Source organism: Streptomyces iconiensis, from assembly GCF_028657195.3.
GTDB classification, from domain to species: domain Bacteria; phylum Actinomycetota; class Actinomycetes; order Streptomycetales; family Streptomycetaceae; genus Streptomyces; species Streptomyces iconiensis.
Window position 1 is genome coordinate 62,878 of sequence record NZ_JANCPR020000049.1, and the last position, 10,472, is coordinate 73,349.

Annotated in this window: 7 protein-coding genes; 6 read left to right on the forward strand and 1 reads right to left on the reverse strand. The window is 69.8% G+C overall.

Going from position 1 to position 10,472, the window contains the following annotated elements; all coding sequences use genetic code 11:
• Nucleotides 1–214: 214 nt before the first annotated feature.
• Nucleotides 215–1,435, reverse strand: a complete 1,221-nt coding sequence (locus NMN56_RS34725) for a hypothetical protein (RefSeq protein ID WP_274041307.1) — start codon at nucleotides 1,433–1,435, stop codon at nucleotides 215–217.
• A 638-nt stretch (nucleotides 1,436–2,073) separates the two neighbouring features.
• Here NMN56_RS34725 and NMN56_RS34730 point away from each other — a divergent pair.
• From NMN56_RS34730 to NMN56_RS34755, 6 genes are all read left to right on the forward strand, one after another.
• Nucleotides 2,074–3,396 carry an extracellular solute-binding protein gene (locus NMN56_RS34730; RefSeq protein WP_274041305.1) on the forward strand — a complete coding sequence of 441 codons (1,323 nt, stop codon included), beginning with the start codon at nucleotides 2,074–2,076 and terminating at the stop codon, nucleotides 3,394–3,396.
• A 161-nt stretch (nucleotides 3,397–3,557) separates the two neighbouring features.
• Nucleotides 3,558–4,415 (forward strand): carbohydrate ABC transporter permease, encoded by an 858-nt coding sequence (locus tag NMN56_RS34735; RefSeq protein WP_274041546.1) that lies wholly within the window; start codon nucleotides 3,558–3,560, stop codon nucleotides 4,413–4,415.
• Nucleotides 4,412–5,239: a carbohydrate ABC transporter permease gene (locus NMN56_RS34740; protein ID WP_274041304.1), complete on the forward strand. Its 828-nt coding sequence runs from the start codon at nucleotides 4,412–4,414 to the stop codon at nucleotides 5,237–5,239. The genes NMN56_RS34735 and NMN56_RS34740 overlap by 4 nt, the downstream gene beginning before the upstream one ends.
• A 163-nt stretch (nucleotides 5,240–5,402) precedes the next feature.
• On the forward strand, nucleotides 5,403–6,764 hold the full coding sequence (locus NMN56_RS34745; protein WP_274041303.1) for a glycoside hydrolase 5 family protein: 1,362 nt from the start codon (nucleotides 5,403–5,405) through the stop codon (nucleotides 6,762–6,764).
• Nucleotides 6,757–9,855 (forward strand): alpha-mannosidase, encoded by a 3,099-nt coding sequence (locus NMN56_RS34750; RefSeq protein ID WP_274041302.1) that lies wholly within the window; start codon nucleotides 6,757–6,759, stop codon nucleotides 9,853–9,855. Before NMN56_RS34745 ends, NMN56_RS34750 begins: the two co-directional genes overlap by 8 nt.
• Before the next feature lie 63 nt (nucleotides 9,856–9,918).
• Nucleotides 9,919–10,464 (forward strand): alcohol dehydrogenase catalytic domain-containing protein, encoded by a 546-nt coding sequence (locus tag NMN56_RS34755; RefSeq protein ID WP_283742536.1) that lies wholly within the window; start codon nucleotides 9,919–9,921, stop codon nucleotides 10,462–10,464.
• Nucleotides 10,465–10,472 lie beyond the last annotated feature (8 nt).

Below are 10,472 nucleotides of genomic sequence, written 5' to 3' on the forward strand. Positions count from 1 at the left end.
GGAAACGCAGGGCAAAGAAGCTGATCAGTCTCTGTTTCCATGGTTCATTTGGGCGTGGGAACGAGACAGCCTGTACCTGTCCGAAAACCACCGGCTGGCCCCGGTGTATGCCGTACCGGAGAGCGGCTCGGCAGCCGCCGACGTCTCCGCGAGGGCGCGGGCGAAGGCGTCGATGAGGCACCGGTGGCCGCCCATCCGCAACGGAGACCCGGACTCAGGGCGCCTGCCGCGGCTCGTCGTCCGGCCGCCACTCCATGGTGGTCCTGATGGTGACGGCGAACCCACGCTGTGGGTAGTCCTCGGCAGGAAGAGGGGCATGGGCGGTCTCCGGGAAGGCGCTGCGGACCTGGGCGAGGAAGCCGCGCCAGCCGCTCCCGTGCGCTGTCGCGGCGGCGAACAGGGCATCGAGCGCGGCCTGGAGTGGATCGACGGCCGCCGCTTCGGTCACTGCGGGGAGGGCCATGGCCTGCTGGGACGCGTTGGGGGTGCCGTCGGGTGTGGTGATGACGGTGTCAGGGACCTGCGGATCGGAGAAGAGAAGATCCCACTTCCGCCGCTCGTCGTCCAGCGGCGGCGAGAAGGGCTCGCCGCGATCCAGTTCCGCCAGGCCGCGCGCTATCCAGTCCACGCCACCGAGCCCGGCCACGTCGCAGGCGCGGTGAGCGGCCCAACGGGCCACCGCGCGCTGGACGTCAGGCCCCAGCTCGTCGATCGCGTGGACGAGGGCGGCATCGAAGCGCACCATCCCGGCGACATTGCCCCCGGCATTCCGCAGCCGTTCGCTGGGCAGGCGCCCGCCCCACGTCTTCCGCTCGGAACGCTCGCGCCGCTCCCGTTCCTCCCGCTCCTCCTTCTCCCGTGCCAGACGCCTGGCCTCGGCCAACTCCTCGGCGGTGGGCGCCGGGGGCAGTTCGCTCGCGAACCCGTGCCAGTACGCGGCCGAGCCGCTGGTCTCCTTCACGACGCGGTCGCGCTCCGCTGGACCGGGCCAGAACCGGAGCAGATACTCGTCCACAACGGGCTCGCCCGCGCTCCGTACGCCGTCGCGGGCCTCGTCCATGCCCCGGCAGTGGTAGCGGACGCGGTACTCGCCCTGGGGCAGGCCGAGGTCCTGCCCTCCGCCGTCCCATTCGATCAACTCCGTGTCCTCCGGGCCCGTACGGAACGACACCTCGACGATCTCTTCCCAGTCACCGGCGTCCAACGGTGGCTCCGCGTCGTGCAGTTCGACGGTGAGCGGGACGGAGCCGGTGTGCGTGCCCGTCAGCAGGAAGAGATGACCGGGTACGGCCGCTCCGCACAGCCCCGCCCTCTGCCCCATGAAGCACTCGTGGAGCCCGTCCTCCGGCCCCTCGTCGGGATCGCCGCGGCTGTCGATGTACAGCTGCCCGTAGTCCACGCCGAATTCGCCGTTGAAGAGTGTCCGTACTCGCATGCCCACCACCCTGCCTCCGGGGTCCGACAACGCCCAGGCCGTGTCCTCCACAGCGGAGCGGCAGCGCTGCCGATGTGGTGCCTCGGCGAGTATGGGTGAGCCGCTGGTGGCCGCATCCTTCGCGGGCGGCGTCGAAGCCCTGCCCGCGCTCTCCCCGTCGCTGACCTGCGGTGCAGGGTGCATAGGCTGGCCGGATGCGAGGGCGAGTGCGAGAGCGGTGGAGAGGGCAGCCGCCGTGGTCCCGATGGGTCGTCGGGGTGTATATCGCCTGCTCGCCGGGGGCGTCCGGCCCGTAGCGGCGAACCGGCCCGCTGAGCGGGGCGAGCGGCCAAGCCACCTCGCGTCGCAGGCGGTTGCGCGCGCACCGGGGGCACCCGCCGCCCGGGGCACGGCCACCGGGGGCGCACCCGGCACCGGTGCGCACCCGAAGGCCGTGCCCGCGGCCGACTGGCGGCCTGACCCCGACTGGCGACCGGACCCCGGCATGCGACCGCTGCGCAGCCCTGAAAGCTCTCGGCTAACGCGGTTTAGCGTATCGCAACTAAACCGCGTTAGCTCACGGCGGCAACTCTATTGACACACCCGCAACTTGGTTGCAAAGTGCCTGTCGTCGTGATCTGAGCAAAGGAGCCGGTTTCATGTCCGCACCTCAACCTGCCAAGTCCAGCCGGACATTCCGCCGACCGGTGTCCTTGACGGCGGTCGCCGTCGGTACGGTCCTCTCGCTGACCGCCCTCACCGGCTGCGGAGGTGGTGGCGGGGGAGGGGCGGCCGATGCGAGCGGGGAGGTCAAGGGCGAGATAACCTTCCAGACCTGGAATCTGCGTGCCCAGTACAAGGACTTCTTCAACGGGCTCGTCGCCAAGTTCGAGGAGAAGTACCCCGACGCGAAGGTCCGCTGGGTCGACAAGCCGGCCGAGGGCTACGCCGAGACGCTCAGTGCCGATGCCGCGTCCGAGAAACTTCCCGATGTGGTCAACGTCTCGCCGGACCTCGCCTATCCACTGGCGAAGGCCGGTGCGCTGATGAACCTCAGCAAGGACGAGACGGCGGCGAAGTACGAGAAGGAGTACATGCCGGCGGCCTGGAAGGGCAATGAAATGCCGGGCCTGGACGGCGTGTTCGGCTATCCGTGGTATCTCAACACGGGGCCGATGTTCTACAACAAGAGCCTGTTCAAGAAGGCGGGGCTCGACCCGGAGAAGCCGCCGGAGAACTACGCCGAACTGTTCTCCTACGGAGAGAAACTCGCCAAGAAGGATGTGGCCGCGCTCGCCGCCGCGCCCACCATCGAGGACTTCGGACGGTACGGCGTGCCCCTCATGAACAAGGAGGGCACGGAGTTCACCTACAACTCGGCCAAGGGCGTCGAGCTGATGACCAAGTACAAGAAGCTCTTCGACCAGGGCGGCATGGACAGCCAGGCCATGTCGTCCGGCCCGGAGAAGGCGGGCGAGAAGTTCGAGCAGGAGAAGGTCGCCATGAACCCGGGCGGCGCCCAGGACCTGACGAACTTCCAGGAGAACCAGCCGCAGCTCTACAAGAACATCGGCATCACCGAAGCGCCCAACAACAACGGCCGTCCCAACATGTACGTGATGAGCCTCGGCGTCGCGCAGAACAGCAAGAACAAGGCGGCAGCCGTCGCTTTCGCGCACTTCGTGACCAACCAGAAGAACCAGGAGGCGTTCGCCCGTAAGGTCGCCGTCTTCCCCAGCACCAAGGGCTCGCTGGACAAGCCGTACTGGACGAAGAACAGCGGAAGCCCGGAGGACCGGGTGCGGGTCTCCTCGGCGCGGCTCATCGAAAAGGCCGTCAATTACACGCCCGTTGTGATGACCGACCCCATGAAAACGGTGCTTCAGAAGGAAGCCTCCAAGGTCTTCCTCGGCAAGAAGAGCCCCAAGCAGGCACTGGACGACGCCGTCGCCGAGTCCAACAAGCTGCTCAAGCAGGTCTGAGGCGGCCCATGAAGTCCGCAGCCAACGCAACCAACGCAGCGACCACGGCCAGCACAGCCACCAGGGCCGGCACAGTCGCCACCGTCCCGGCGCCGCCCACGCCCGATGTCGCTCGGCCCGCCGCCGTCCGGCGCGGGCGGGCCGGCAGGGTCCGTACGCACATGGCGCACAGTCCGTGGGCGTTCCTGCTGCCCGGCATCGTCATCACGCTCGCGTTCAACATCTACCCGTTCATCGCCACCGTCTGGAAGGCGTTCACCGACTCCAGGACGCTCACGCCCGGTACGTTCGTCGGGCTCGCCAACTTCCAGGAGATGCTCCAGGACGAGCAGTTCTGGATCGGGCTGCGCAACAGTTCCCTGTACGTGCTGGTCGTCGTGCCGTGCATGGTGTTCTTCCCGCTGCTGATGGCCCTCCTGGTGCACAAGCAGATCCCCGGTATCGCCTTCTTCCGCTCCGCCTTCTACACACCCGTCGTCGCCTCGGTGGTCGTCGTCGGCCTCATCTGGGTGTGGATGCTGGACGAACGCGGCCTGGTCAACGCCGTCTTGAAGGTCGTGGGCTTCGGCGCCGTGCCCTTCCTCAGCGACCAGTGGCTGATCCTGCTGAGCGCCATGCTCGTCACGGTCTGGAAGGGCCTCGGCTACTACATGATCATTTACATGGCCGCGCTCGGGAACGTCCCGCGGGAGCTGTACGAAGCGGCTTCCGTGGACGGGGCGGGACCCCTGCGCCGCTTCTGGTCCGTCACCGTGCCCGGCGTACGCAACACCATGGTGCTCGTCGGCGCGCTCTCCTCCGTGGCCGCCTTCCGCGTCTTCTCCGAGGTCTTCCTCATGGCGGGCCAGGACGGCGGCCCCGCAGGTGAGGACACCACCCTCGTCATGCTCGTCCAGCGCGTGGGAACCGGCCTGTCGGGCCGCGTCGGCTACGCCTCCGCGATCTCCATGGTGCTCTTCGTGATCACGCTGATCCTGCTGCTCGCTGTCTTCGCCGCCGAACGGAGGGACAAGAAATGAGAGCCAGGCGCTGGCCCGTAGCCGGGCGTTATCTGCTTCTCCTTCTGGTCTTCGTGATCTGCGTCGGCCCGTTCCTGTGGCAGCTGTCCACCTCACTCAAGGGCCCGACGGAGAACGTCTACAGCGACCCGCCCAAACTGCTCCCCGAGCATCCGACGCTGGAGAACTACAAGAAGGTCGGCGAGATCATCCCCGTATGGGACTACGCGCTGAACTCCCTGAAGGTGGCGCTCGCCAACGTCGCCAGCAACGTCATCGGTGCCTCGATGGCCGGATACGCGCTCGCGCGGCTCAAGTTCAAGGGGCGCAAGTACGCGGCGCTGGTCTTTCTGATCGCCATGCTCGTGCCGGCCGAATCCATCATGATCGCGCAGCTCACCACCATGCGCTCGCTCGACCTGCACAACACTCTGACCGCCGTCGTGCTCCCCGGATGTGTGGCAGCGCTGTCCGTCCTCCTCATGCGCAACGCGTTCCGTAACGTTCCCGAGGAGATCGAGGAAGCGGCCATCGTGGACGGGGCCAATGTCTGGCAGCGTTATTTCAGGATCGGGCTTCCCGCGGTCAAGGGAACACTCGCCGTTGTCGCCATCTTCGCCTTCATGGGTGCCTGGGACGATTTCCTCTGGCCGCTCATCGTCCTGGCGGACGACTCCAATTACACGCTCACCATCGGCCTCAACTTCCTGCACGGCACCTTCTCGAACAACCAGCGGCTCATCGCCGCCGGCACAATGATCGCCGTCCTGCCGCTCATTGTGATGTTCGCCTGCCTTCAGCGGTATTTCTTCCGCGGAGTGGGAGAGGGCGCCGTAAAGGGCTGAGAGCCGGTCGCCCTCTGCCGCCCGTCGCAGGACCCTTCACGCGCAAGCGGCGCTGCCTCGCCATGAGAGGCCGCGGTCCCCGCTACGCGGAGCGGGAAGGGGCGGGCAGGGGGGCGAGAGAACATCCGTACACGCACACCCGTACCTGGAGCCCGGAAAAACAATGCGCTTTGGCGTCAACTACACCCCCTCCCGCGGCTGGTTCCATCACTGGCTCGACTTCGACCTCGACGAGGTCAAGGCCGACCTGGACTCCATCGCCGCTCTCGGCCTCGACCACATCCGCGTCTTCCCCCTGTGGCCGGTCTTCCAGCCCAACCGCACCTTCGTCCGGCCCAGGGCCGTGGAACAGCTGGTCCAGCTCACGGACGCGGCGGCCGACCGCGGCCTGGACGTGAACGTGGACGCTCTCCAGGGGCACCTGTCCAGCTTCGACTTCCTGCCGTCCTGGACGGCGACCTGGCACCGGCGCAACCTGTTCACCGACGAGGAGGTCGTCGAGGGCGAGGCGGAGTACATCCGTACGCTCGCAGCCGCGCTGCACGGCAGGCCCAACTTCCTCGGTATGACGCTGGGAAACGAGATCAACCAGTTCTCGTCGGGCCCGCACCCCGATCCGGACAGGGCGACGGAGGGCCAGATCGACGCGTGGCTGCGCCGCATGCTCGCGGCCTGCGAGCAGGGGGCGCCGGGGAGGACACACCTGCACGCCGAATACGACGCCGCGTGGTACCAGGACGGGCACCCCTTCACCCCGGGGCAGGCGGCGAACCTGGGCGCCATGACGGCGGTGCACTCCTGGGTGTTCAACGGTACGGCGCAGCGCCACGGCCCCACAGGGGTCGCGACGGAGCAGCATGCCGCGTACATGATCGAGCTGTCCAAGGCGTGGGCGGCCGACCCCGAACGCCCCGTGTGGTTGCAGGAGGTGGGCGCTCCGTCTCCGCACATTCCGCCCGAGGGCGCCGCGGCGTTCACCGAGGCGACGGTCGCGGCGGCGGCCGACTGCGAGCACATGTGGGGCGTCACGTGGTGGTGCTCGCACGACGTGGACAGGGCGCTGGCCGACTTCCCTGAGCTGGAGTACGACCTGGGGCTGCTCACCAACGCACGGGAGCCCAAGCCGGCCGCCGGGGCCCTGGCGCGGGCCGCGGCCGAGTGGCGGGGGCGGCCCGCGCCGCAGCCTCGTAAGACCGCGCTGGTCGTGGACGCGGGCGAGGACACCCAGGAGGCGACGGCGCCGCACCGTTCCGTATGCGCGCCGGGCGGCGCTGTCTTCGAGGCGTGGGCAGCGCTCGCCGCGGACGGCGTACGGCCTGCCGCCGTGCTCGCCTCTCGCGCGGGGGACACCGCGCACCTCGCCGCACGCGGCATCACCGAGATCGTGCACCCTCATGAGGTGTGTCCGCCCGACTCCCGTACCCCGTCGGCCCGTTCCGCCGCTGCTGGTGCCCCGGCAGCCCGTACCCCGTCAGTCCGTTCCGCAGCAGCCCGTACGTCCGAGGAGAAGAACCCCCATGCATGACGACCGCAGCCTCGTGGAAGCCCGGCTGAAGCGAGTACTGGACGAGCGGGTCAGGCCCGCGCTCTACCCCGAGTCCGTCCCGCTGGAGGTCGCCTTCTGGCAGGCTCCCGGCGAGCCCGTTCCGGTGGCCGAGGGGCTGGCGGCGCAGTACGCGCCCACGCTGACCGGCGCCAAGTGGGGCCCGCCGTGGGGGACCACCTGGTTCAGGGTGCGGGGAACCGTGCCCCAGGAGTGGGCGGGGCGCACCGTAGAGGCGCTGCTGGACCTCGGGTTCGACGAGAACATGCCGGGCTTCCAGTGCGAGGGCCTCGTCTACCGCCCCGACGGCTCCCCCGTGAAGGGCCTCAACCCGCGCAACCAGTGGGTGCGGGTGGCCGGCAGCGCGGCCGGAGGCGAGGAGGTCACCCTGCACATCGAGGCGGCGGCCAACCCCGTCATCCTGGACTACCACCCCTTCCTGCCCACCACGCTCGGCGACAAGGAGACGGCGGGCACGGACCCGCTGTACACGCTGGCCCGTATGGACCTCGCCGTGCTCGACACGCAGGTGTGGGAGCTGGTGCAGGACCTGGAGGTGCTCGGCGAGCTGATGGCCGAGCTGCCCGTGGAGGGCGGGCGGCGCTGGGAGATCCTGCGCGCCGTGGACAGCGCGCTGGACGCGCTCGACCTCCAGGACATCGGCGGCAGCGCGGCGGCGGCCCGCGCCTGCCTGGCCGGTGTCCTCGCGAAGCCGGCCGAGCCGACGGCGCACCGGATCAGCGCCGTGGGGCACGCGCACATCGACTCGGCGTGGCTGTGGCCGCTGCGCGAGACCGTGCGCAAGGTCGCGCGGACGACGGCGAACATGACGGCGCTGCTGGAGGACGAGCCGGAGTTCGTCTTCGCCATGTCGCAGGCCCAGCAGTTCGCCTGGGTCAAGGAGCACAGGCCGGAGATCTGGGCGAAGGTCAAGAAGGCGGTCGCCGAGGGCAGGTTCGTGCCCTCCGGCGGCATGTGGGTCGAGTCGGACACCAACATGCCGGGCTCCGAGGCCATGGCACGGCAGTTCGTCCACGGCAGGCGCTTCTTCCTGGAGGAGTTCGGCGTCGAGAACGACGAGGCGTGGCTGCCCGACACCTTCGGCTTCGCCGCCGGGCTCCCGCAGATCATCAAGGCGGCGGGCGCGAAGTGGCTGCTCACCCAGAAGATCTCGTGGTCGGCGACGAACTCCTTCCCGCACCACACCTTCTGGTGGGAGGGCATCGACGGCACCCGCGTCTTCACGCACTTCCCGCCCGTCGACACCTACAACTGCTCCATGCTGGGCCGCGAGATCGCGCACGCCGCGCGCAACTTCAAGGAGAAGGGCCGGGCCACCCGATCCCTGGCCCCCACGGGCTTCGGCGACGGGGGCGGCGGCACCACCCGCGAGATGATCGCCAAGGCGCGGCGGCTGCGGAACCTGGAGGGCTCGGCCACCGTCGTGTGGGAGAAGCCGGCCGACTTCTTCGCCAAGGCGCAGGAGGAGTACCAGGCCGCACCGGTATGGGCCGGTGAGCTGTACCTGGAGCTGCACCGCGCGACCCTCACCAGCCAGGCGAAGACCAAGCAGGGCAACAGGCGCAGCGAACACCTGCTGTACGAGGCCGAGTTGTGGGCCGCGACGGCAGCTGTGCGCGCGGGCTTCGGCTATCCGCACGAGCGGCTGGACCGGCTGTGGAAGACGGTGCTGCTGCACCAGTTCCACGACATCCTGCCCGGCTCCTCCATCGCCTGGGTGCACCGCGAGGCCGAGCGTACGTACGCGGAGGTCGCCGCCGAACTGGAGGAGATCATCGAGGGCGCGCTGGCCGCGCTGGCCGCGCTCTCCGGTGCCGGTGCCGGTGCCGGTGCTGGTGCGGGCGGGGGCACCGAACTGCTGGTCAACTCCGCTCCGCACGCCCGCTCAGGTGTCCCGGCGCTGGCGGCGGGGCCCGCGCGCACCGAGGGTGCGCCGGTCTCCGTACGGCCGCTGCCCGGGGGCGGGTTCGCGCTGGACAACGGGCTGCTGCGGGTCACCGTCGACGCGCGCGGCCTGGTCGTGTCCGCCTACGACCTGGAGGCCGGGCGCGAGACCCTGGCCCCTGACACCGCGGCCAACCTCCTCCAGATACACCCCGACTTCCCCAACATGTGGGACGCCTGGGACGTGGACGCCTTCTACCGCAACGTCGTCACCGACCTGACCGAGGCCGAGGAGGTGCTGCTCACCGAGGAGAGCGAAGCGCGCGCGACCGTACGCGTCACCCGTGCCTTCGGTGACTCGCGCGCCGTCCAGCGGCTGAGCCTGGCGCGCGGCGAGAAGCGGCTCGACCTGGAGACGGAGGTCGACTGGCACGAGACGGAGAAGTTCCTCAAGACGGCCTTCCCGCTGGACCTGCACACCGAGCGGTACGCGGCCGAGACGCAGTTCGGCCACCTCAACAGGCCCACGCACACCAACACCAGCTGGGAGGCGGCGAAGTTCGAGGCGTGCGCCCACCGGTTCGTGCACCTGACCGAGCCCGGCTGGGGCGCCGCGGTCGTCAACGACTCGACGTACGGGCACGAGGTGACCCGCGCCGTACGCGAGGGCGACGGAGGCACCACGACCACCGTCCGGCTCTCCCTGCTGCGGGCCCCGCGCTTCCCCGACCCGGAGACGGACCAGGGCCTCCACCGCTTCCGCTACGCGCTGGTGCCCGGCGCCACCCTCGCCGACGCCGTACGCGAGGGCCACCGCGTCAACCTGCCCGAGCGCCGCGTCGGCACAGGCGGGGGCGCTGGGGGAGAGGTGGCGCCGCTGGTCTCGGTCGACAGCGAGGCGGTGTCCGTCAGCGCCGTCAAGCTCGCCGACGACGGCAGCGGCGATGTCGTCGTCCGCCTGCACGAGGCGCTCGGCTCGCGCGTCCAGGCGAAGCTGACCCCGGGCTTCCCGGTGGGCACGGTCACGGTGACCGACCTGCTGGAGCGGCCCCTGGCTCAGGACCCGGACGGTACGAGCGTCGAGGCGGCCCCTGACGGGACCGTACGGCTGGCGCTGCGGCCCTTCAGGCTGGTCACGCTGCGCCTGACCCGGGAGGTGGCCCCGTAGGGTCGCATGCCATGATCCACGGGTAACCGTACGCCGTACATGACCAACCGGAGGAAACGTCCGATGCAGGGGACCTGGCCCGGTGGCACCATGCGTGCCGCGCGTATCACCGGCATCGGACAGACGGACCTCGCCACCGTGCCCGTGCCCCGGCCGGAGCCGGGCACGGTGCTGGTGCGGACCAGGTACGTGGGGATCTGCGGCACGGACCTGGAGATCCTGCACGGCACCTCGGCGTTCCTCCAGGACGGCAGGATCGCCTTTCCGCACGTGTTCGGACACGAGTGGTACGGCGAGCTGGTCGCGTACGCCGACGGCGGTGAGGGCGAGGCCGCGTATGCCGGAGGCGGGCCGGGAGCTGGTGCGCCCGCCGTCGGTTCGCTCGTCGTCGGCAGGACGATGGTGCCGTGCGGGAGCTGCCCCCGCTGCCACGCGGGGCGCCCGCAGATGTGTCCGGCGCTGCGCGAGACGGGCCTGTACGGGCTGGAGGGCGGGGCAGCCGACTACGTGCGGATGCCGGCGCACGCGCTGACCCCGCTGCCGGACGGGTTCCCCGAACCGGCGGGCGCGCTGGTCGAGCCCGCCGTCTCGCTGGGCGCCGCGTACTAGACGGCAGG